Here is a 22531-nt window from a genome sequence, read left to right as displayed (position 1 = left end):
GTAAAGAATGCCGGGTGTGACGAGATTTTCCTCGTGAGGATTTGAACTGATCACAGGAAGGTCACTAGGGTCTGGGCTCGAACCTCCGAGCGGGTGATCACTCAAAAGAAGGAGTTCACCTCCGTGGCGTCCCACCGTCGACCCAAGCAGCCGAGCCGTGCACGTGTGACCGTGCTGACCACCGCGGCCGCTGCTGCCGTAGCCCTCAGCTCGCAGGCCGCGAATGCCGCGCCGAGCGAGAAGCCCAGCAAGGACGAGGTCAAGGCCAAGGTCGACAAGCTCTACGAAGAGGCCGAGCAGGCCACCGAGAAGCTCAACGGGGCCACGGAGAAGCAGGAGAAGCTCCAGAAGGAGATCTCCACCATCCAGGACAACGTCGCCCGTGGCCAGGAAGAGCTCAACGGGCTGCGCGACTCCATCGGCCTGGCGGCCGCGGCCCAGTACCGCACGGGCTCGATCGACTCCTCGCTCCAGCTGTTCCTCTCCTCGAACCCGGACGACTACCTGGACAAGGCGTCCACCATGGACCAGCTGAGCGGTCAGCAGGTCGAGGCGCTGAAGAAGATCCAGGAGAAGCAGCGCGAGCTCGCCCAGGACCGCTCCGAGGCCTCCGAGAAGCTCAAGGACCTCGCGAGCACCCGCACCGAACTGGGCAAGAAGAAGAAGGAAGTCCAGTCCAAGCTCGCCGCGGCGCAGAAGCTTCTCAACACCCTGACGGCCGCCGAGAAGGCCGCCCTCGCGGCGGAGGACGCCCGCGCCAGCCGCTCCGCCGGCGACCGCGTCGACCTCGGCAACACCACCGCCGCCTCCGGCCGGGCCATGGCCGCCTTCCAGGCCGCCCAGACCCAGATCGGCAAGCCGTACGTCTACGGCGCCACCGGCACCGCCTCCTACGACTGCTCGGGCCTGACCTCCTGGGCCTACGCCCAGGCCGGCGTCGGCATCCCGCGCACCTCACAGGCCCAGGCCAACGCCGGCACCAGGATCTACTCGCAGTCCGACCTCAAGGTCGGCGACCTCGTCATCTTCTACGGCGACCTGCACCACGTCGCCCTGTACGCCGGCAACGGCCAGGTGCTGCACGCCCCGCGCACCGGCACTGTCGTCCGCTACGAGTCGATCAACAACATGCCGTTCCAGTTCGGCGTCCGGATCTGATCAGCTTCGAGACGGGTCCGATCACCATCAAGATCGGGACACCACGCCGCCCGTTCGGACGAATCACGGCGACATGAACTGACCCCACGCCCCGCCCATGACCTGCGTCTGAGGCGGGGCGTCACTTTGTGTGCCCACGAAGGTCGTTGGTGAGGCACCCTCCCCGGGGCTACTGTCTGCCGCGTTTCCCTGTCCGCCAGCGGAAAGGAGTGCGGCTTCCCGTGGGGTCCCATCGCCGCCATGCACCGTCCGGGTTCGACCGGGGCGCCAGTGCAGCGCTCTGTGTCATGTCAGCCGTAGCCGCGGCCATCGGCGTCCTGCCGGCCATGTCGGCCGTCGCCGCGCCGCACGACGACACCTGGGCGGAGGTGGACCGCCTCTACGAGGAGGCGGAGCGGGCGACCGAGGCCTACAACAAGGCCGACGAGCGCGCCGACGACCTCCGTGAGGAGGTCGGCACCGCACAGGACGGCATCGCCCGGCAGCAGGAGCGCATCAACCGCATGCGGGAGGCGCTGGGTTCACTCGCCGGCGCCCAGTACCGCTCCGGCGGCCTCGATCCGTCCCTCGCGCTGCTGTTCTCCGACGACCCGGACGACTACCTCGACAAGGCCTCCGTCCTCGACCGGATCACCACGCACCAGGCGGGCGAGTTCAAGGACCTCCAGGAGGCCCTGCGTGTCCTCGCCCAGGAGCGCTCGGAAGCGGCGAGCAAGCTCGGCGAACTGGAGAAGAGCCGCAAGGCCGTCGCCTCCCACAAGCGGGCCATCGAGAAGAAGCTCGCCAAGGCGCGCACGCTCGTCAACGCCCTGCCGTTCGGCGAACGCGACGCCTACGACCGGTCCTCCCGCTCCGGCCGCTCCGACATGCCCGACCTCGGAGGCGTCGTCCCGCCGTCCGGCCGCGCGGCCGCCGCGATCGCCGCGGCCCGCTCCGCGCTCGGCAAGCCGTACGTGTGGGGCGCCAACGGCCCCTCAGGCTTCGACTGTTCGGGCCTGATGCAGTGGTCGTACGCCCAGGCCGGTGTCTCCCTGCCGCGCACCTCCCAGGGCCAGCGCTACGCGGGCCGTCAGGTCCCGCTCTCCCAGGCCCAGCCCGGCGACCTGGTCACCTACCGGTCGGATGCCAGCCATGTGGCGATGTACATGGGCAACGGCCAGGTGATTCACGCGCCCTACCCGGGGGCGCCCGTGCGCTACGACCCGGTGGGCATGATTCCGGGCGCGACCGTCACCAGGGTCTGACCACGCACCCGCCGCTCACCGTACGATCGGGAACGTGGCTGGTCGAGGGCGGGCGTCGGGACGCGAAGTCGTGGCGCTGTGTCTGCTGTTGCTCGTCGGCCTCGTGGGATGCGGGGGGAAACCGGCCACCGACCGTGCGCAGGCCGAGGTGCAGCGGATCCTGGACCGGCGGGCGACCGCCGTACTGGACCGCGACAAGGCGGCGTTCGTCAGGACGGGCGCGCTGAGCTGGTTCACGAACCTCACCGCGGTCCCCCTCGCGGACTGGTCCTACCGCGTCACCGCCCTGCACCGCACCGGCAGTTCCGCCACCGCGGACGCCGAGCTGCGCTACCGCGTCCAGGGCTACGACCGGGCCCCCGTCACGGTCGGCCGCACCCTCACCCTGAGCCTGGACGCGGGCGGGCAGTGGTACGTGGACGCCGAGCAGCCCGCGAAGAAGTCCGCCCAGCAGCTGTGGGACCAGGGCGAGGTCCTGGCCGTACGGGGGAAGCGCAGCCTGGTCCTCGGGGTCGGGCAGTCCGGCGAGCAACTGCACCACTACGCGGACCTGGCGGACCGCGCGGTGCCGGCCGTGTCGGACGCCTGGGGCACCGGCTGGTCGCGGCACGTCGTCGTGCTCGTGCCGAGGTCGCTGCAGGGCATGGCGGGGCTGCTCGGCTCACCCGCCTCCTCCTACCGCGGGATCGCCGCGGTCACCACCGGCGAGACGGGCGCTCCCGCACAGGCGCCCGCGGACCGGATCATCGTCAATCCCGACGCGTACGGCGTCCTCGGTGCCGTCGGCAAGCAGGTCGTGCTCACCCACGAGACGACCCACGTCGCCACCCGCGCCGACACCACCCCCGCGACGCCCCTGTGGCTGTCCGAGGGATACGCCGACTGGGTCGGCTACCGCGGCAGCGGGCGTACGCCGGTCCAGGCCGCGCCCGAGCTGTGGGACGCCGTGACCGAGGGCAGGCTGCCGGCCGCGCTGCCCACCGACCGGGACTTCGGCTTCAGCGGCGACGCGGCCGGGCTCGCGCGGGCCTACGAGGGCGGCTGGATGGCCTGCCGGATGATCGCCGAGCGCTGGGGCGAGGCGCGGCTGAAGGAGTTCTACAAGGCTGTGGGCGGGCACGAGAAGCGGGCGGGGGCGGTCGAGGACGCGATGAGGGAAGTCCTCGACACGACACCGGGGCGGTTCACCGAGCAGTGGCGGCAGTACCTGCGGGATCAGCTGGGCTGATCGAGCCGTGCGACGGCCTCCTTGAGCCAGGCCCGCTCGGCCCGGCCGGTCGCACGCGCCACCCGCAGCATGCCCTCCCGGAACAGGTCGCCGGTGTCCTCCGCCCGCACCGGCTTCCCGTCCGCGTAGAAGAAGCTCGCGGGCGTCTCCAGGAACTCCAGACGGCGGCGCAACACCGCGGCCTGCTCCCGGCGGTCGGGCAGGTGCCTCAGGAACGCCAGGAGTGTGTTGAAGCGCACCTGGTCCGTGATCTCGGCCTGCCTGGGGTGGCGCAGCCGCTCCAGCAGATCCTCGCGGCCGGCGCCGGTGAGGGAGAGCATCCGGCGCGGGGCCGCGCTGGTGCCGGGCTCGGTGTGCTGGTCGAGTTTTCCCGCGGTGACCAGGCGGGTGATCGCGGGGTAGAGGGCGCCGTCGCTGACCGGACGGACATGGCCGCTGAGGGCTTTGATGCGCTCCTTCAACTCGTAGCCGTGCAGCGGTTGTTCGGCCAGGAAGCCCAGGATCGACAGCTCCAGCACTGCTTCCTCCTTGCGGGTGTCGTACCGGCATGCTACCTCTTATCGAGCTACCTCGTTTAGAGGTAGCTCGAATCGAGGGAGGTCATGGTGGACGCCCACCGCAAGCAGCTCATGGTGCTCGCCCACCCCGTCTACTTCGCGCTCCTGGCCTCCGTCGCCACCGGAATCGTCAACACCCTCTGGGTCTCCCGGCTCGGCGGCCCGGCCGTCGCCGCCGTCGCCGTGGCGACCAACACCGAGAACGTGCTGCTCGGCGTCGCCCTGGTCTTCGGCTCCGGTACGACCGTGCTGGTCGCGCACGCCAGGGGCGCGCGGGATCCGGGCGCGGTGCGGGCGGCGGTGCGTGGCGGCTGGGCGCTGTGCGCGCTGGTCACGCCGGTGGTCGTGGCGGGCGGGCTGCTGGCGCGGGAGCCGCTCGCCCGGCTGGTGCTGGGCGAGGGCGCCGCCGTGTCCCTCGCGGTGTCCTACTTCGCGATCTCGATGCCGGGCATCGCCGTCTTCTTCGCCCAGAACCTCGTCGACGGCATCCTCAAGGGCGCCGGCGACACCCGGACGCCGATGCGGCTCGCCCTCTTGGTCAACGGGCTGATCCTGGTCGGGGACCCGTTCTTCATCCACCTCTACGGCGTCCGGGGCGCCGCCGCCTGCACCGTGCTGTGCCGGTGCGTGACCCTCGCGGTGGGGCTGCTCGTCCTGCGCCGGAACACACTGCTTGGGCAGTGCGCGAGGGCGCGGCCCGCGGAGGGCACTCGGGCCGCGTTGCGGCGGACGCTGCGGACCGGGCTGCCGATGTCCGCCGACTTCACCGTGCGGCAGGCCGGGGCGCTCGCGCTGGTCGCGATCGTGGCGCGGCTCGGGGTGACGGCGGTCGCCGCCTACTCGATCGCCTACAAGGTCATGTACGTCGCCACCATGGCCTTCTACGCCGTCCGGCAGGCCGCCTCCATCCACACCGCGCACACCCGCGGCGCCGGGCAGGACGCGCGGCGGGAGATCGGGCGGCAGGCGGTGCTCGTGTCCGGGGCGGTGGGGCTCGCGGCGGCCCTCCTGCTGTTCGTCACGGCCCCCTGGGTCATGGCCGCCTTCGGCGCCGGTTCCGCGGTCGCCGACGACGGCACGCTGTTCCTGCGCTGCGTCGGGCCCTACCTGCTGCTGATGGCCTGCTTCATCGCGGTCGGCGGGGTCTTCGAGGGGAGCGGGCACGCACCGGCGCTGCTACGGGTGACCGTGCTCGGCACGGCGGTCCAGCTGCCGCTGGCGTACGGGCTGACGGGCCTCGGTCTGCCGGGGGTGTGCCTGGCGCTGGCGCTGGCCATGGCGGTGCAGTGCGGGGTGGTGCTGGTGCTGTTCCGGAGAGGCCCGCGTCAGGAGGAGGCCGACGTCTCCTTGGTGCGGGCGGTCTGATCGGGCACCTCGGCGGGGGCGGGCTTCGGTACCGTCGCGCGCCACAGTTGCCGGGCGGCGACGACGGCGGCCAGCACCAGCAGGCCGTTGCGGACGGCCAGGAGGGTGATGCCGAGCGAGGTGCTCGTCACGACGTCCCCGAACCAGAGCGGGAACTCCAGGACCGTCACGAAGCAGGCCACCAGCACCAGGCCGGCCGGCAGACCCATCCGGCCGGCGCGGAAGCACAGGCAGACGGCGGCGACACCGACCAGCCACACCATGTACTGCGGGCTGATGACCCTGCTGGTCACGGTGAACATCAGCACCGCCACGAACGCCGCGTCGGCCGCCGTGTGCGCCTCGAACCGGGTCGCCACCAGCCGCCACAGCAGCAGCCAGCCGAAGGTCATGCCGGTCAGGGCCAGGGCGGCCGTGCTCACCACGTTCACCCACGGGCCGAGGAACTCGACCGAGCCGTAGTTGAGCAGCACCTGGCCGTCCCAGCCGTAGTGCCGGGCCACGTGGAAGACCAGGGCGCCCAGCGACTCCACCTCGGTGCCCCGGTCGCGCTGGAAGGTCAGGAAGGCGAACGCGCCGGGCATCGTGACGGCGAACAGCGCGGCCAGCAGGGCGACGGTCGCCACCGCCGACGCCCAGGCGCGGCGCGCGCGGACACCCAGAAGCAGCAGGGCCGGCCACACCTTCAGCATCGCCGCGAAGCCCACGAGGGCGCCCATCAGCCGGGGATGACGGGCGCCGGCGAGCAGTGCGGCGACCGCGACGGCGGTGACCATCACGTCGTAGCGGGCGTAGACGGTGGGGCCGAGCAGCGGCACGCCGATCACCCACACCCAGGCGCCACGCAGCCGTCGGGCCGGGCGCAGGCCCGCGCAGAGCAGCAGGGACAGGGCGGCCAGGTCGGCGAGGAAGGCGAGGACGAAGAAGGCGGAGGCGTAGTCGAGGAAGGGCAGCAGGCCGGGGGAGAGGATCGCGAGGGCCGCGGCGGGCGGGTACTGCCAGGTGACGTCGTCCAGCGGGAACGTTCCGGTGCGCAGCACCTCGAACCAGCCCTGGTAGATGACGGAGACGTCACTGGTGACGTCCGGTCCCGGGAAGACGTACACCTTGAAGACGAAGAGCAGCAGCAACAGCCTGGTCAGACCCCAGGTCACCAGCAGCCACGTCAGAGACCGCCTACTGCCCGTCGTCTCCACGTGATCCCCTGCTCGTTCGAATTCCCGCGTCGAGGGGAACATGATGTCGTCCCCTCCTGTGAGCGTGCCACACAGGTGGCCGCGGACGGCTGTGAGCAGCCGGTTCGGTAGGGTCTGCGGCGATGCACAAGACCCTGATCGTCACGAACGACTTCCCGCCGCGGCCGGGCGGCATCCAGGCGTTCCTGCACAACATGGCGCTCCGGCTCGACCCCGAGCGGCTCGTCGTCTACGCCTCCACCTGGAAGCGCGGCCGGGAGGGCGTCGAGGCGAGTGCCGCCTTCGACGCCGAGCAGCCCTTCACCGTCGTACGGGACTCCACGACGATGCTGCTGCCGACGCCCGCGGCGACCCGGCGGGCCGTCGGACTGCTGCGCGAGCACGGGTGCACCTCGGTGTGGTTCGGGGCGGCGGCGCCGCTCGGGCTGATGGCGCCGGCGCTCAGGAAGGCGGGCGCCGAGTGGCTGGTGGCCACCACCCACGGGCACGAGGCCGGGTGGGCCCAGCTGCCCGCCGCGCGGCAGCTGCTGCGCCGGATCGGGGAGTCCACGGACACCATCACCTACCTCGGCGAGTACACGCGCTCGCGGATCGCCGCCGCGCTGACACCGGACGCGGCCGGGCGGATGGTGCAGCTGCCGCCCGGGGTCGACGAGAAGACCTTCCATCCCGGCTCGGGCGGTGCCGATGTCCGGGCGCGGCTCGGGCTGAGTGAGCGGCCGGTGATCGTGTGCGTCTCGCGGCTCGTGCCGCGCAAGGGCCAGGACACGCTGATCCTCGCCCTGCCCCGGATCCTGGCCGCCGAGCCGGACGCCGTGCTGCTGATCGTGGGCGGCGGGCCGTACGAGAAGGAGCTGCGCAGACTCGCGCACGAAACCCGGGTCGCCGGGTCCGTCCGCTTCACCGGCGCCGTGCCCTGGGCCGAGCTGCCCGCGCACTACGGCGCCGGTGACGTGTTCGCGATGCCGTGCCGGACCCGGCGGGGCGGACTCGACGTCGAAGGGCTCGGGATCGTCTACCTGGAGGCCTCCGCGACCGGGCTGCCCGTCGTCGCGGGCGACTCCGGCGGGGCCCCGGACGCCGTGCTCGACGGCGAGACCGGCTGGGTCGTGCGGGGCGGCTCGGCCGAGGAAGCCGCCGAACGGATCCTCGTCCTCCTCCAGGACGCCGAGCTGCGCCGCCGGATGGGGGAGCGGGGGCGGGCCTGGGTCGAGGAGAAGTGGCGCTGGGACCTGCTGGCGGAGAAGTTGAAGACGTTGCTGTAGCGAGACGCCTAGGCGGAGGGAAATAATCCGCCGATGCTGCGAGCATGACAGTAAAACTGATGCAGCGTCAGCTGACGAGACGTCAAATATTGGGCATGGTGGCCCTGCAGACCGCCGCCGCGTCCGGTCTCACCCGCATCGGTCTTCAGACGGCCTCGGGCGCCGAGCCCACCGCCGTCGACAACGCCCCCGCCATCGTGGTCGGTTCGGGCTACGGCGGTGCCGTGGCCGCCCTCCGCCTCGGCCAGGCCGGCATCCGCACCCTCGTCCTCGAGATGGGCCGGGCCTGGAACACCCCCGGCGCCGACGGCAGGGTCTTCTGCTCCACCAGCGCCCCGGACGAGCGGTCCATGTGGTTCCGCACCCGCACCGAGGCACCGCTGGCCACCTTCCTGTGGCTGGACGTCGTCAACCGGGACATCGGCGCCTATCCGGGGGTCCTGGACCGGGTGCACTTCGACGCCATGTCCGTGTACGTCGGCCGGGGCGTCGGCGGCGGCTCCCTGGTCAACGGCGGGATGGCGGTCACGCCCCTGAAGGCGTACTTCGCCGAGCAGTTCCCCACCGTCGACTCCGACGAGATGTACGGCACCTACTTCCCGCGCGCCCGCTCCATGCTCGGCGTCAACACCGTCGACCCCGCCTGGTTCGAGTCGACGGAGTGGTACCGCTTCACCCGCGTCTCCCGCGCCCACGCCCAGAAGACCGGCCTGAAGACCACCTTCGTACCCAACGTCTACGACTTCGGGTACATGCAGCGCGAGGCGGCCGGCACGGCCACCAAGTCCGCACTCGGGGGCGAGGTCATCTACGGCAACAACCACGGCAAGCGCAGCCTCGACAAGACGTACCTCGCCGCGGCCCTCGGCACCGGAAACGTCACCATCCACACCATGGAGAAGGTCAGGGCCATCACCCGGGCGGCCGACGGCTCCTGGCTGCTCACCGCCGACCGCATCGACACCACCGGCACGGTCGTCGAGACCAAGCAGTACGCCTGTACGTCCCTCTTCCTCGGCGGCGGCAGCGTCGGCACCACCGAACTCCTCGTCCGTGCCCGGGAGACGGGCGCGCTGCCCGCCCTGGACGCGAGCGTCGGCGCCGGCTGGGGCACCAACGGCAACGTGATGCTCGGCCGCGCCAACCACCTGTGGGACACCGTCGGCGCGAACCAGTCGACCATGCCGGTCATGGGCATCGACGACTGGGCCAACACCGCCAACCCCGTCTTCGCGGAGATCGCCCCGCTGCCGACGGGACTCGAACACTGGGTCAGCCTGTATCTGGCGATCACCAAGAACCCGTCGCGGGCCTCGTTCTCGTACGACAGCGGGACCGGTGGTGTGAAACTCGGCTGGACCGCCGCCCACAGCGCGGTCTCGGTCGCCATGGCCAAGAAGCTGTTCGACCGGATCAACGCGGCGAACTCGACGATCTACCGCTACGACCTGTTCGGCTCCTCCAACAAGGTCTTCGCCGACGACTTCACCTACCACCCGCTCGGTGGCTGCGTGTTGGGGAAGGCGACCGACAACTACGGCCGGGTGAAGGGATATCCGAGGCTGTACGTCACCGACGGCTCGCTCGTGCCCGGCTCGATCGGGGTGAACCCGTTCGTGACGATCACCGCGCTCGCCGAACGGACGATGGCGCGGGTCCTCGCCGAGGACACCGCGCCATGAGCCGACCGCCGTACCGCTACTTCTGGTAGATGGCCTCGATCTCGGACGCGTAGTCCTTCGCCACCACATTGCGCTTGAGCTTCAGGGACGGCGTGAGGTGGCCCGACTCCTCCGTGAACTGGGAGGACAGAATGCGGAACTTCCGCACCGATTCCGCCTTCGACACCGCGGCGTTGCCGTCGTCGATCGCCGACTGGATGGCGGCCAGCAGGTCCGCGTCCTCGCGCAGCGACGCCGCGGTGGAACCCTCCGGCTTGCCGTGCTCGGCGGCCCAGCGGCCCAGGAACTCGTCGTCGACGGTGACCAGCGCGCCCACGAACGGTCGCCCGTCACCGACCACCATGCACTCCGCGACCAGCGCGTGCGCGCGGATACGGTCCTCGATCACGGCCGGCGCGACGTTCTTGCCGCCCGCCGTGACGATGATCTCCTTCTTGCGGCCGGTGATGCGCAGGTAGCCGTCCTCGTCGAGGGTGCCGATGTCACCGGTGTGGAACCAGCCGTCGGCAAGGGCCTCGGCGGTCGCGCCGGGGTTGTTCCAGTACTCCTTGAACAGGTGCTCGCCGTGCAGCAGCACCTCGCCGTCGTCCGCGATCCTGACGACCGAGCCGGGCAGCGGCTGGCCGACCGTGCCGATCTTCTGGCGGTCCCAGGGGTTGAAGGCGGTCGCCGCACAGGACTCGGTCAGGCCGTAGCCCTCAAGGACCGTGAAGCCGATGCCGCGGAAGAAGTGGCCCAGGCGCTCGCCCAGCGGGGCGCCGCCGGAGATCGCGAACTCGCCCTTGCCGCCGAGCACCGCGCGCAGCTTGCTGTAGACGAGCTTGTCGAAGGTCCTGTGCTTGATCTTCAGACCGAGGGAGGGGCCCGACGGGGTGTCCAGCGCCTTGCTGTACGCGATCGCGGTGTCCGCGGCCTTGTCGAAGATCTTGCCCTTGCCGTCGGCCTGCGCCTTGGCCCGGGCCGAGTTGTAGACCTTCTCGAAGACGCGCGGGACACCGAGGATCAAGGTCGGCCGGAAGGACGCCAGCTCGTCGGTGAGGTTCTTGATGTCCGGCACGAGGCCCAGCTTGATCGGCGCCATCATCGGCGCGACCTGCACGAGCCGGCCGAAGACGTGCGCGAGCGGCAGGAACAGCAGGACGCTGCACTCACCGGTGCGGAACAGGGGGCGCAGGCGCTCCACGATGTTCCCGCACTCGGCGAAGAAGCTGCGGTGGGTCAGCACGCAGCCCTTGGGCCGGCCGGTCGTGCCCGACGTGTAGACGATGGTCGCCGGGTCGTCCGCCTTGGCCTGCGAACTGCGCTCCTCGACCGTCTCGTCGGCGACGTCCTGGCCCAGCCGCCCCAGCTCCTCCAGGCCACCGGCCTCGATCTGCCAGACGTGCTTGAGGGCCGGCAGGCTGTCGCGCACCGACTCGACGGCGGCCGTGTGGTTGTCGAGCTCGACGATGCAGGCGGTGGCGCCCGAGTCGCTGAGGATCCACTGGACCTGCTCGGCCGAGCTGGTCTCGTACACCGGCACGGTGACCGCGCCCGCGCACCAGATCGCGAAGTCGAGGAGGGTCCATTCGTACCGCGTGCGGGACATCAGGCCGACCCGGTCGCCGGGCTGGACGCCGGAGGCGATGAGCCCCTTGGCGGCGGCGTGCACCTCGGCGAGGAAGACGGTGGCCGTCACGTCCTGCCAGGCACCGCCGACCTTGCGGGCGATCACGGCGACGTCCGGATGCTGCGAGGCGTTTCTCCGGACGATGTCGGTGAGATTGCCGTCCGCAGGGACCTCGTACAAAGCCGGAAGGCTGAACTCGCGCAAGACTGCTGCTCCTCATAGGGCGCCGGCGCCACGACGTTGTGTGATGCGACGATGCGGTCCAAGGCTCGGGCAGGTGCTCAGAGGGCCGTTCCGGACCTTGGGGCTCGGTGGTTGAAATCCTGAGCACGACTGGACTGCCCGGACGTTACCCGCCGGTATGGCTTCTTCGACAGGGGGTTCCGGCGAGATGTTCGCTGCGTCACACAGATTGGTTGTCCTTCGCGCACAGTAGTCCACGCACTAACTGACTGGCCAGTAACCCCTTGCCCGGCCGCCACTGTTCACGTATGCCGCACACCCTTACGCTTGATCGCCATGGCACCCACACCAGCCGGTAACCGGACGACACGCGTTCATGTGGTCAGTGACGTGCACGGCAACGCCCGTGACCTGGCCCGTGCCGGCGAGGGCGCCGACGCCCTGATCTGCCTGGGCGACCTCGTCCTCTTCCTCGACTACGCCGACCACTCGCGCGGGATCTTCCCCGACCTCTTCGGCGTCGAGAACGCCGACCGCATCGTCGAGCTGCGCACCGCTCGCCGCTTCGAGGAGGCCCGCGAGCTCGGGGCCCGGCTGTGGGCGGGCGTCGGCGAGAGCCGCGCGGACGTCATCGAGCAGGCCGTACGCAAGCAGTACGCCGAGATGTTCGCGGCGTTCCCGACACCGACGTACGCGACGTACGGCAATGTCGACATGCCGACCCTGTGGCCGGAGTTCGCCGGACCCGGCACCACCGTGCTCGACGGGGAGCGCGTCGAAATCGGGGGACGGGTCTTCGGATTCGTCGGCGGCGGACTGCGTACCCCCATGCGCACCCCCTACGAGATCAGCGACGAGGAGTACGCGGCGAAGATCGAGGCGGTGGGCGAGGTGGACGTGCTGTGCACCCACATCCCGCCCGAGGTGCCCGAGCTGGTCTACGACACGGTCGCGCGCCGCTTCGAGAGGGGCAGCCGTGCGCTGCTCGACGCGATCCGCCGCACCCGGCCCCGGTACGCGCTGTTCGGTCACATCCACCAGCCGTTGGTGCGACGGATGCGGATCGGGGCGACCGAGTGCGTCAACGTGGGGCACTTCGCGGGGTCCGGGAAGCCCTGGGCCCTCGAATGGTGAAAGAGCGCAGATGGGGGTGAAGTCGGCCGGTCGACCGCGCGGTAGCCTTCACGCTGCACACACGTGCGCAGGCTTGCGCACGGTGGACTTGCCTTACCGGCCCGCATCTGGAGGAGCCACAGCGATGGCGGAACACACCAGCTCGAGCATCACGATCGAGGCGGCACCGGCCGACGTCATGGGGGTGATCGCGGACTTCGCCCGCTACCCGGACTGGACCGGAGAGGTGAAGGAGGCGGAGGTCCTGGCGACGGACGCCCAGGGACGCGCCGAACAGGTCCGCCTGGTCATGGACGCCGGAGCGATCAAGGACGACCAGGTCCTCGGCTACACCTGGACCGGCGAGTACGAGGTCTCCTGGACCCTGGTGAAGTCCCAGATGCTGCGCTCGCTGGACGGCACCTACCTCCTGAAGCCGGCGGGCGCCGGGGCGACGGAGGTGACGTACCGGCTCACGGTCGACGTCAAGATCCCGATGCTCGGCATGATCAAGCGCAAGGCGGAGAAGGTCATCATCGACCGCGCGCTGGCCGGGCTGAAGAAGAGGGTGGAGTCGGGGGCGAAGTAGCCGTCCCCGCCGGGGCGGTACGCGGAGGTACCGTTCACCCCCATGCGCACCATCCTGATCACGGGTCCGGGCGGCGGCGGTCGTACGACGGTTGCCGCCGCCACCGCCCTCGCCGCCGCCGGCGAGGGCACCCGCACCCTCGTCCTCAGTGCCGACCGCACCGACACCCTCGGCGCGGTACTCGGCACCCCGACGGGCCCCGCGCCGGTGCGGGCCGCCGCGAACCTCACCGCGTGGCGGCCCGACGCGACCGCCGGTTTCCGTGACGATCTGGCCGCCTTCCAGGACCGTGCCTCCTCCGTGCTGGACCTCCTCGGCGCCTCCCGCCTGGACCCCGAGGAGGTCACCCCCCTCCCCGGCGCCGAAGAACTCACCCTGCTGCGCGCGCTGCGGGACGCGGCCCTCGCCGAGGCGCACGACCTGCTCGTGGTCGACCTGCCGCCCACCCCGCAGGCCCTCGCCCTGCTCGCCCTCCCCGAGGAACTGCGCCGCTACCTGCGCCGCCTGCTCCCGTCCGAGCGGCAGGCGGCCCGCGCCCTGCGCCCCCTCCTCGGCCGGCTGGCCGGCGTGCCCATGCCCGCCGAGTGGCTCTACGAGACCGCCGCCCGCTGGGACGTCGAACTGGCAGCCGTCGAGGCGGTCGTCGCCGACCGGAACACCGTCGTACGGCTGGTCGCCGAACCCTCCCAGGCCGGCGCCGACGCCGTCCGCTTCGCCGGTCTCGGCCTCGCCCTGCGCGGGCTGCGCCCCGACCTGCTGGTGGCGAACCGTGTCCTGCCGGAGACGGCGGGGGACGGCTGGCTGGCCGGGCCCGTCGCCCAGCAGCGCAAGGTTCTGGCGGAGTGGGAGGAGTCGTACGACCTCAGGCCGGTGGCCCATCTCGGCCGTGACCCGCGCGGCGCCGACGACCTGGCCGAGCTCGTCGTCCCCGGCGTCAAGGCGGAGCCCTCCACGGTCGAGTGGCCCGTCACCGACCATCTCGCCGAGGACGGCGTCCTCATCTGGCACCTGCCGCTGCCCGGCGCTGTACGAGATGACCTGGACCTGATCCGGCGCGGCGACGAACTCGTCGTCAGCGCGGGGCGGTTCCGCCGGATCGTCCCGCTGCCGTCGGCCCTGCGCCGCTGCACCGTCGGCGGCGCCGCCCTGCGGGAGGGCGAGCTGCGGATCCGGTTCGCCCCCGACCCGGATCTGTGGCCCGGCACACGGTGAACCGCATACGGCCGTTCGGGTAACGTCGTAGAGACGAACCGTAGTCAGGAGTCCGTCATGAGCGAAGAGCTCCCCCCGTCCGACTCCGCCGAGCGCGAGGCCGTCGACGAGGTGCGGGCGAGCGATGCCGACGCGTGGGCGACGGCGTGCGCCGAGGACCTCGCGTCGGAGAAGGCACGCCGGCGTGCCGAGCACGGCCCGCCCGCGGGCTCGGCCGCCGAGGAGCTGCGCAAGCTCGTCGACACCGTCGCGGACAAGCTGTCCGGCTTCCAGTCCCCCCTGCTCGGCGCGGTCGCGGGGCCCGCCGCACAGCAGGTGGTCAAGCAGGTCGTCCAGCAGGCCAAGGCGGCCGTCGAACCTGTCATCGAACGCAACCCGGACGTCTTCGACCATCTGGCCGCCGCGGGCAACGAACTGCTCGCCGCCTACCGCTCGGCCGTCCAGGCACAGGAACAGCGCTGGACGACCGGGCGCCCCGACCCACGTGACCTGGACGAACGCCGAGGCGACGACGGCGACGAGCCCGGCCCCGGGGAACGCATCGACTTGGACTGACGGCCCCCTCGGGTACGGTTGGCCGTAGCGGGGCTCGACCGAAACTGAGGGATTCATGGGACTCACCATCGGCGTCGATATCGGCGGCACGAAGATCGCGGCCGGCGTGGTCGATGAGGAAGGCAACATCCTCTCGACCTTCAAGGTGCCGACCCCGGGAACGGCCGAAGGCATCGTGGACGCCATCGCCTCCGCGGTGGAGGGTGCGCGCGCCGGGCACGAGATCGTCGGCGTGGGCATCGGCGCCGCCGGATACGTCAACCGTCAGCGCTCCACGGTCTACTTCGCACCGAACATCGACTGGCGCCAGGAGCCGTTGAAGGAGAAGGTCGAGGCGCGCGTCGACCTGCCGGTCGTCGTGGAGAACGACGCCAACGCGGCCGCGTGGGGCGAGTACAAGTTCGGCGGCGGCAAGGGCCACCGCAACGTCATCTGCATCACCCTCGGCACCGGCCTCGGCGGCGGCATCATCATCGGCAACAAGCTGCGCCGCGGGCACTTCGGGGTGGCCGCCGAGTTCGGTCACATCCGCATGGTGCCGGACGGCCTGCTGTGCGGCTGCGGCTCGCAGGGCTGCTGGGAGCAGTACGCCTCGGGCCGCGCGCTCGTCCGGTACGCCAAGCAGCGCGCCAACGCGACCCCCGAGAACGCGGACATCCTGCTCGGCCTCGGCGACGGCACCCCCGACGGCATCGAGGGCAAGCACATCTCCATGGCCGCCCGCCAGGGCGACCCGGTCGCCGTCGACTCCTACCGCGAGCTCGCCCGCTGGGCCGGCGCCGGCCTCGCCGACCTGGCCTCCCTCTTCGACCCCTCCGCCTTCATCGTCGGCGGCGGTCTCTCGGACGAGGGCGAGCTGGTCCTCGACCCGATCCGCAAGTCGTACAAGCGCTGGCTGGTCGGCGGCAACTGGCGCCCGGTCGCCGACGTGATCGCCGCCCAGCTGGGCAACAAGGCGGGCCTGGTGGGTGCGGCGGACCTGGCCCGCGAGCCCGACCCGATCATGTAACGGCACTTCTCGAGGTACGTGGGTTCCCCGCGCCCTGAAGAGGCGCGGGGAACCGCGCGAGTAACCACGACGGACCCGTAGCCGCAAACGGACAATTGCCCCGAGCTGCCGGGCGTACATTGATCCACATGACGCTGCTCCCCAACTCCCGCACCGAGTCCGACGGTTCCGCCGTCGTCCGCGTCCTCAGCTACAACATCCGCTCGCTGCGCGACGACCCGGCCGCCCTCGCCCGCGTGATCACCGCCTGCGCCCCCGACCTGGTGCTCCTCCAGGAGGCCCCGCGCTTCTTCCGCTGGCGCAAGAAACTGGCACGGCTCGCCGCGGCATCCGGGCAGGTCGTCCTCTCCGGAGGCGGCACGGCCGCGGGCCCGGCGATCCTCTGCTCGCTCCGGGCGACCGTCGAGCGCACGGAGGACGTCCTGCTCCCGCTCACCCCCGGCCAACACCGGCGTGGCTTCGCCACCGCGGTCGTCCGGTTCGGGGGCGTCCGCGTCGGTGTCCTGAGCTGCCACCTCTCGCTCCACCGGGACGAGCGGTACGAGCAGGCCGGCATGCTCCTCGACCGGCTGGCCGGCATGGGAGTGGAGCACGCCATCGCGGGCGGCGACCTGAACGAGCGCCCCGGCGGCCGCACCTTCGCCCGTCTCACCGAGGGCCTCCAGGACTGCTGGGCCACCGCCCCCTGGGGCGGCGAACACACCTGGACGCGCACCGAGCCCCGCAGGCGCATCGACGCGATCTTCGCCACCAAGGGCATCGAGGTCCTCGGCTGCGGCGTGCCGCTGGGTCTGCCCGGCGTGGTCGAGGCCGATCTCCGGACGGCGACGGATCACCTGCCCGTACTGGCCGCACTTCGCGTGCCCGCGGCCTGAGCCACCAGCAGCAGCACGAGTCCGGCGTCGAGGGGTTCTGCCCCGAGGGCGGCGTGGAGGGCGGGTGGAGGGCGGCCACGCACCGCCTTCCGGTGCCGGCCGCCCTCGCAATGCCGCAGGCTAGACGACGGCTCCCCGGCCGGGGTCGTCGTTGTCCTCGTCGTCCGGCTGCATCCGCATCACCAGCGTGGCGAAGCCGCCCAGGAAGCCGCCGATGCCCAGCGTGGCGAGCCACCAGGTCATCTCCCAGCCGAGCAGGACGGCCAGCAGGAGCAGGACCGGCCCGCCGAGCAGCCCCAGCCAGGCGAACTTCGCGGTGGTGTCCGCGGCGGGCAGCGGTGGCGGCTCGGGCGGCACGAAGTGGCCCTCCTCGTCCTCGCCCGCGCCCTCTTCCCCGGCGGCCGGCTCCGGCATGCTGTAGTCCCGGGGGCCGACACCGGGGGCGAAGGCGACGGAGCCGCCCAGCGGCTTGGCGGGCTTGTCCTCCTCGGGCTTCTTGGCCTCTTCTTTGGTGTCCGTGGTCCCCTTGGCCTCTTTGGCCTCCTTGGGGCCGCCGTCGTCGGTCTCGTTCGTCTCGGACTCGAGCAGCGCCAGGTCCTCGACCGACTTGAAGGGCTTGGAGCCCGGCGGGTCGGCCGGCTCCTCGCCGTACCCGGCGACGATGGCCGCCCAGGCGGCCTCCTCGTCGAACGGGACGTGCTGCTCTTCCGGCTCGCGGTCCTCGCGCTCCTCACGGTCCTCGCGATCGGAGTCGTGCTCAGCCACGTGCGGCCGTCCCTTCCTTGCCGATGCTGGATGCCAGGCGGCCGATGAACGCGTGGCTCTCCTCGAAGATCCGGTCCGCCTCGTGGTCCAACGTCGCGACGTGGTAGCTCTGTTCCAGCACGATCTCAGTTACGTCCGTGGACGAGATCCGGCTCAGGACGCGCGCGGAGTCGGCGGCCGGCACCACATGGTCCTGGGCGCTGCGCAGCAGCAGCAGCGGCTGGGTGACCTGCGGCAGCTCGCCGTCGACCAGGTGGAGGAAGGTCCGCAGGGAGTGCGCGGCGCGCAGCGGAACCCTGTGGTACCCGAGCTCGACGCTGTTCTCCTTGGCGATGTCGCTGGCGATCCCCTTGGACGTGGGAACGAAGTGGCGGATCACCGGAAGGGCGTGCGCGGCCAGGCCGTGCACCTTGTTGGCCGGATTGACGGCCACCACGCCGCTGACCGCGTCCCCGTGCTTCGCCGCCAGCCGCAGCGCGAGGGCGGCGCCCATGGAGAGGCCGCCGACGAACACCTGCCCGCACCGCTCGCGCAGGGCGCGCAGCTCGCGGTCCACCTCGGCATACCAGTCCTGCCAGCCGGTGAGCTGCATGTCCTCCCAGCGGGTGCCGTGGCCGGGCAGCAGCGGCAGGGAGACGGTCAGACCGCGCTCGGCGAGATACTCCGCCCAGGGGCGCAGCGACTGGGGCGAACCGGTGAAGCCGTGACAGAGGAGGACCCCCGCTTCCCCGCCCTCGTGGCGGAACGGCTCGGCTCCAGGGAGGACCGGCACCTTCGGTCTCCTGTTCATGAGAAGGGCGTGAACGAGTCCAGGTGGGGTTCACCGTACGCGACCGCACTGACACCGACCAGGGCCGTCGGGCTCATTGACAGTGCTCCGGGTTAAGGTCTGACCGACGGACTCAGGAGGCACTCGGTTGTTGTACGGCACGATGAAGGTCGCCATCGGCGGGCCGCTGAAGGTCGCCTTCAGGCCCTGGGTGGAAGGCCTGGAGAACATTCCGGCCGAGGGTCCCGCCATCCTGGCGAGCAACCACCTGTCCTTCTCCGACTCGTTCTTCCTGCCCGCGGTGCTCGACCGCAAGGTCACCTTCATCGCGAAGGCCGAGTACTTCACCACGCCCGGTGTGAAGGGCCGGCTCACGGCCGCCTTCTTCAAGGGAGTCGGTCAGCTCCCGGTGGACCGCTCCGGCGGGCGTGGCGCGGGTGAGGCCGCCGTCAAGAGCGGCATCGACGTCCTGGAGCGCGGTGAGCTGTTCGGTATCTACCCGGAGGGCACCCGGTCGCCCGACGGCCGCCTCTACCGGGGCAAGCCCGGCGGCCTCGCGCGCGTGGCGCTCGCCACCGGCGCGCCCGTCATCCCCGTCGCCATGATCGACACGGAGAAGATCCAGCCGCCCGGCAAGGTCATGCCGAAGCTGATGCGGCCGGGCATCCGCATCGGCAAGCCGCTGGACTTCAGCCGTTACCAGGGCATGGAGCACGATCGTTTCGTGCTCCGCGCGGTGACCGACGAGGTCATGTACGAGATCATGAAGCTCTCCGGCCAGGAGTACGTCGACATGTACGCGACGGCCGCCAAGCGGCAGATCGCGGACGCGGCGAAGGCCGGGAAGGAAGCGGAGAAGGCGGCCAGGGCCGCACTCGCGCAGGCGGTGAAGGAACAGGCCGAGAAGGAGAAGGCCGAGAAGGAAAAGGCCGAGAAGGCCGCGCAGGAAGACACGGACCAGGAGAGGCCCGACTCCTAGACGGCGGTCTGGGGGTGGGTCGGGGGTGGGGGACATGGCCAGGCGCGAGAGAGTCATGCGGATGTCGGTCGAGCAGCCGCTGTGGCGTGCGCTCGCCGGCTATCGCGTGCTCACCATGCTGTACGCGGTCGGGTTCTTCGCCACCGCCTACGACGGGTTCGACCGCCCCTGGGTCGCCGTCGCGTACTACTGCGTCCTGTTCGTCTGGACCGTGGCCACTTTGCCGAAGGTCGCGAACGCGGCCAGCTGCACCAAGCGCTTCCTCGCCGCCGACCTCACCGTCGCGCTCACCGGCATCCTGCTCACCCTCGTCGCCGACGGGCACGAGCGGATCCAGTCGGGAGGCCCCACCCTGCCGTCGATATGGACCGCGGGCTCCGTACTGGCCTTCGCGATCAAGGGCGGCTGGCGCTGGGCGGCCGCCGCCTCCTCCGCGGTCGCCGTCGCCAACCTGATCGAGCGCGGCAGCCCGGCCCGCGACACCGTCCACAACGTGGTCCTGGTCTGGGTCGCCTCCATCGCCATCGGCTACGTCGTCGAGGTCGCCCGCGCCTCCGAGCGCACCCTCGCCCGGGCCCTGGAGATCGAGGCCGCGACGAGGGAGCGGGAGCGGCTCGCCCGGGACATCCACGACAGCGTGCTCCAGGTGCTGGCGATGGTGCAGCGGCGTGGCGCCGTCCTCGGCGGCGAGGCGGCCGCGCTGGGCCGGATGGCGGGCGAGCAGGAGGTCGCGCTGCGCACGCTGGTCTCCGGAGGGCTGGTACCCGTCTCCCGGGTGTCGGAGGACGCGGCCCAGGGGGCGGTCGTACGGGCCGTCGAGGAGCCGGACGACTCCACCGGCCCCGTCGACCTGCGCACACTCCTCGCCCCGTTCGCCTCCGCGAGGGTCAACCTCGCCGAGCCCGGCGCCGCCGTACCGCTGCCCCCGGCGGCCGCGCGGGAGCTGGCCGCGGCCGTCGGCGCCGCCCTGGACAACGTCCGCGAGCACGCGGGCGAGGACGCGCGCGCGTGGATCCTCGTCGAGGACGAGCCGGACGAGGTGATCGTGACCGTACGGGACGAGGGCCCCGGCATCCCCGAGGGCCGCCTCGCGCAGGCCGAGGGGGAGGGTCGGCTCGGGGTGGCCCTGTCGATCCGGGGCCGGCTGCGCGACCTCGGCGGCAGCGCCGAACTGATCTCGGTGCCCGGCCAGGGCACGGAGGTCGAACTGAAGGTACCGAAGGAGACCAAGTCCTCACGGGGGAAGGCGGACAGACGATGACGGACAGCAGCGAGGTGCGGCAGGACCCGATCAGGGTCATGGTGGTCGACGACCATCCGATGTGGCGCGACGCGGTCGCCCGCGACCTGGGCGAGTCGGGCTTCGACGTGGTCGCCACCGCGGGCGACGGCGAACAGGCCGTGCGCCGCGCCAAGGCCGCCGCCCCCGACGTCCTGGTGCTGGACCTGAACCTGCCCGCCAAGCCCGGCGTCCAGGTCTGCAAGGAACTCGTGGGCGCCAACCCGGCGTTGCGGGTCCTGGTGCTGTCCGCGAGCGGTGAGCACGCCGACGTCCTGGAGGCGGTGAAGTCCGGCGCCACCGGCTATCTGCTGAAGTCGGCCTCGACGGAGGAACTGCTGGACGCGGTCCGCCGTACGGCCGTCGGCGACCCGGTGTTCACCCCCGGCCTCGCCGGGCTGGTGCTCGGCGAGTACCGGCGCCTGGCCGCCGAGCCCGAGCCCGCCCCGGACACCGGCCGGCCGGGGGCCCCGCAGCTCACCGACCGCGAGACCGAGGTGCTGCGCCTCGTCGCCAAGGGCCTGAGCTACAAGCAGATCGCCGAACGCCTCGTCATCTCGCACCGCACGGTCCAGAACCACGTCCAGAACACCCTCGGCAAGCTCCAACTGCACAACCGGGTCGAACTGGTGAGGTACGCGATAGAACGCGGACTCGACGACGAGTAGACCGACCGGCCCGACCGGATCAACCACCAGACGTTTCAACGGAATTGTCACTCCCGCCCATCCCTGTGTGACCTGGATCACTACTAGCGTGATCCCCATCAGGCAACCGCGGCGAAGGGAACACTTCCATGCGCGTCGGAGTACTGACCGGAGGCGGCGACTGCCCCGGGCTCAACGCCGTCATCCGGGGCATCGTCCGCAAGGGCGTGCAGGAGTACGGCTACGACTTCGTCGGCTTCCGGGACGGCTGGCGAGGACCCCTCGAGAACCGCACCGTGCGGCTGGACATCAGCGCGGTGCGCGGCATCCTGCCCCGCGGCGGCACCATCCTCGGCTCCTCGCGCACCAACCCGCTGAAGCAGGCGGACGGCATCCGCCGTATCAAGGAGAACCTCGCCGAGCAGGAGGTCGCCGCCCTCATCGCGATCGGCGGCGAGGACACCCTCGGCGTCGCCGCCCGGCTGTCCGACGAGTACGGCGTGCCGTGCGTGGGCGTGCCGAAGACGATCGACAACGACCTGTCCGCCACCGACTACACCTTCGGCTTCGACACTGCGGTCGGCATCGCCACGGAGGCGATCGACCGGCTGCACACCACCGCCGAGTCGCACATGCGCGTCCTGGTCTGCGAGGTGATGGGCCGGCACGCGGGCTGGATCGCCCTCCACTCCGGCCTGGCCGGCGGTGCCAACGTCATCCTCATCCCCGAGCAGCGCTTCGACGTCGAGCAGGTGTGCGCCTGGGTGACCTCCCGCTTCAAGGCGTCGTACGCCCCCATAGTGGTCGTCGCCGAGGGCGCGATGCCCAAGGACGGCGACATGGTCCTCAAGGACGGATCGCTGGACTCCTTCGGGCACGTGAGGCTGTCCGGCGTCGGCGAGTGGCTGGCCAAGGAGATCGAGCGGCGCACCGGCAAGGAGGCCCGCACCACGGTCCTCGGGCACGTCCAGCGCGGCGGCACGCCCAGCGCCTTCGACCGCTGGCTCGCCACCCGCTTCGGCCTGCACGCCATCGAGGCCGTCCGCGACGGCGACTTCGGCAAGATGGTCGCCCTGCGCGGCACGGACATCGTGCGCGTCCCGATCGCGGAGGCGACGGCCCGGTTGAAGACGGTGGATCCGAAGCTGTACGAGGAGGTCGGGGTGTTCTTCGGCTGAACCGGTCCGGCGCCGTCGGCCTGGAGACCCTCGCGGCCGGCGGCACCCGGATGATCACCCAGCGCTCCACCGGC

General features: G+C 71.3%; 21 protein-coding genes. 16 read left to right on the top strand and 5 right to left on the bottom strand.

All coding sequences use genetic code 11. The annotated features are described in order from the left end of the window. The first annotated feature begins 123 nt into the window (after positions 1-123). The 3 genes from ACWBNA_RS36640 to ACWBNA_RS36630 all read left to right on the top strand — a co-directional run bounded on the left by ACWBNA_RS36640 (position 124) and on the right by ACWBNA_RS36630 (position 3630). Positions 124-1158, top strand: a complete 1035-nt coding sequence (locus tag ACWBNA_RS36640; protein WP_482708843.1) for a C40 family peptidase — start codon at positions 124-126, stop codon at positions 1156-1158. A gap of 221 nt (positions 1159-1379) precedes the next feature. Next, positions 1380-2402, top strand: coding sequence for a C40 family peptidase (locus ACWBNA_RS36635; RefSeq protein WP_482708842.1), 1023 nt, complete (start codon positions 1380-1382; stop codon positions 2400-2402). Positions 2403-2436: 34 nt separating this feature from the next. Further along, on the top strand, positions 2437-3630 hold the full coding sequence (locus ACWBNA_RS36630) for a hypothetical protein (RefSeq protein ID WP_482708841.1): 1194 nt from the start codon (positions 2437-2439) through the stop codon (positions 3628-3630). Here ACWBNA_RS36630 and ACWBNA_RS36625 read toward each other — a convergent pair. Continuing rightward, positions 3618-4148, bottom strand: a complete 531-nt coding sequence (locus ACWBNA_RS36625; RefSeq protein ID WP_482708840.1) for a PadR family transcriptional regulator — start codon at positions 4146-4148, stop codon at positions 3618-3620. The two genes, ACWBNA_RS36630 and ACWBNA_RS36625, sit on opposite strands and share 13 nt — an antisense overlap. 87 nt (positions 4149-4235) lie before the next feature. Here ACWBNA_RS36625 and ACWBNA_RS36620 point away from each other — a divergent pair, with 87 nt between their 5' ends. Next, positions 4236-5552, top strand: coding sequence for an MATE family efflux transporter (locus tag ACWBNA_RS36620; protein WP_482708882.1), 1317 nt, complete (start codon positions 4236-4238; stop codon positions 5550-5552). Here the strand turns inward: ACWBNA_RS36620 and ACWBNA_RS36615 are convergent. Next, positions 5513-6748 carry a glycosyltransferase 87 family protein gene (locus ACWBNA_RS36615; protein ID WP_482708881.1) on the bottom strand — a complete coding sequence of 412 codons (1236 nt, stop codon included), beginning with the start codon at positions 6746-6748 and terminating at the stop codon, positions 5513-5515. The genes ACWBNA_RS36620 and ACWBNA_RS36615 overlap by 40 nt on opposite strands. A gap of 122 nt (positions 6749-6870) precedes the next feature. Here ACWBNA_RS36615 and ACWBNA_RS36610 point away from each other — a divergent pair, with 122 nt between their 5' ends. Further along, on the top strand, positions 6871-8013 hold the full coding sequence (locus ACWBNA_RS36610; RefSeq protein ID WP_482708839.1) for a glycosyltransferase family 4 protein: 1143 nt from the start codon (positions 6871-6873) through the stop codon (positions 8011-8013). Between the two features lie 59 nt (positions 8014-8072). Beyond that, positions 8073-9695 (top strand): GMC oxidoreductase, encoded by a 1623-nt coding sequence (locus ACWBNA_RS36605; RefSeq protein WP_482708837.1) that lies wholly within the window; start codon positions 8073-8075, stop codon positions 9693-9695. 16 nt (positions 9696-9711) lie between these two features. On the opposite strand, the gene ACWBNA_RS36600 is transcribed toward ACWBNA_RS36605, so the two are convergent. Next, a complete protein-coding gene (locus ACWBNA_RS36600; RefSeq protein WP_482708836.1) occupies positions 9712-11508 on the bottom strand; it encodes an AMP-dependent synthetase/ligase in 1797 nt (598 codons plus the stop codon). Positions 11509-11865: 357 nt separating this feature from the next. Between ACWBNA_RS36600 and ACWBNA_RS36595 the strand changes: the two genes are divergently transcribed. From ACWBNA_RS36595 to ACWBNA_RS36570, 6 genes are all read left to right on the top strand, one after another. Then, on the top strand, positions 11866-12621 hold the full coding sequence (locus tag ACWBNA_RS36595) for a metallophosphoesterase family protein (protein ID WP_482708879.1): 756 nt from the start codon (positions 11866-11868) through the stop codon (positions 12619-12621). Between the two features lie 124 nt (positions 12622-12745). After that, on the top strand, positions 12746-13189 hold the full coding sequence (locus ACWBNA_RS36590) for an SRPBCC family protein (RefSeq protein ID WP_482708834.1): 444 nt from the start codon (positions 12746-12748) through the stop codon (positions 13187-13189). A gap of 42 nt (positions 13190-13231) precedes the next feature. Beyond that, the gene (locus tag ACWBNA_RS36585; RefSeq protein WP_482708833.1) at positions 13232-14401 is read left to right on the top strand and encodes an ArsA family ATPase; all 1170 of its coding nucleotides are present in this window, start codon (positions 13232-13234) and stop codon (positions 14399-14401) included. A 57-nt stretch (positions 14402-14458) separates the two neighbouring features. Next, complete coding sequence (locus ACWBNA_RS36580) at positions 14459-14956, top strand: DUF5304 domain-containing protein (protein WP_482708832.1); 498 nt, start codon at positions 14459-14461, stop codon at positions 14954-14956. A 55-nt stretch (positions 14957-15011) separates the two neighbouring features. Beyond that, complete coding sequence (locus ACWBNA_RS36575; RefSeq protein ID WP_383867317.1) at positions 15012-15965, top strand: ROK family glucokinase; 954 nt, start codon at positions 15012-15014, stop codon at positions 15963-15965. A gap of 128 nt (positions 15966-16093) precedes the next feature. Next, positions 16094-16840 carry an endonuclease/exonuclease/phosphatase family protein gene (locus ACWBNA_RS36570; protein ID WP_482708831.1) on the top strand — a complete coding sequence of 249 codons (747 nt, stop codon included), beginning with the start codon at positions 16094-16096 and terminating at the stop codon, positions 16838-16840. A 120-nt stretch (positions 16841-16960) separates the two neighbouring features. On the opposite strand, the gene ACWBNA_RS36565 is transcribed toward ACWBNA_RS36570, so the two are convergent. Both ACWBNA_RS36565 and ACWBNA_RS36560 read right to left on the bottom strand, forming a co-directional pair. Further along, entirely contained in the window at positions 16961-17605 is a 645-nt protein-coding gene (locus ACWBNA_RS36565) for a hypothetical protein (RefSeq protein WP_482708830.1), read from the bottom strand. Further along, positions 17598-18377: an alpha/beta hydrolase gene (locus tag ACWBNA_RS36560; RefSeq protein ID WP_482708878.1), complete on the bottom strand. Its 780-nt coding sequence runs from the start codon at positions 18375-18377 to the stop codon at positions 17598-17600. The genes ACWBNA_RS36565 and ACWBNA_RS36560 overlap by 8 nt, the downstream gene beginning before the upstream one ends. Before the next feature lie 160 nt (positions 18378-18537). Here ACWBNA_RS36560 and ACWBNA_RS36555 point away from each other — a divergent pair, with 160 nt between their 5' ends. From ACWBNA_RS36555 to ACWBNA_RS36540, 4 genes are all read left to right on the top strand, one after another. Beyond that, a complete protein-coding gene (locus tag ACWBNA_RS36555; RefSeq protein WP_482708877.1) occupies positions 18538-19353 on the top strand; it encodes a lysophospholipid acyltransferase family protein in 816 nt (271 codons plus the stop codon). Between the two features lie 34 nt (positions 19354-19387). Continuing rightward, a complete protein-coding gene (macS, locus tag ACWBNA_RS36550; RefSeq protein ID WP_482708829.1) occupies positions 19388-20614 on the top strand; it encodes a MacS family sensor histidine kinase in 1227 nt (408 codons plus the stop codon). Next, complete coding sequence (locus tag ACWBNA_RS36545; RefSeq protein ID WP_482708828.1) at positions 20611-21300, top strand: response regulator; 690 nt, start codon at positions 20611-20613, stop codon at positions 21298-21300. The genes macS and ACWBNA_RS36545 overlap by 4 nt, the downstream gene beginning before the upstream one ends. Positions 21301-21428: 128 nt before the next feature. Beyond that, positions 21429-22457, top strand: a complete 1029-nt coding sequence (locus ACWBNA_RS36540; protein WP_482708827.1) for a 6-phosphofructokinase — start codon at positions 21429-21431, stop codon at positions 22455-22457. Positions 22458-22531: the final 74 nt, after the last annotated feature.

The sequence above is a fragment of the Streptomyces sp. Q2 genome, assembly GCF_056820935.1.
The sequence above is the reverse complement of the archived record's forward strand: the minus strand, read 5'-3'. Positions and strand labels throughout refer to the sequence as shown.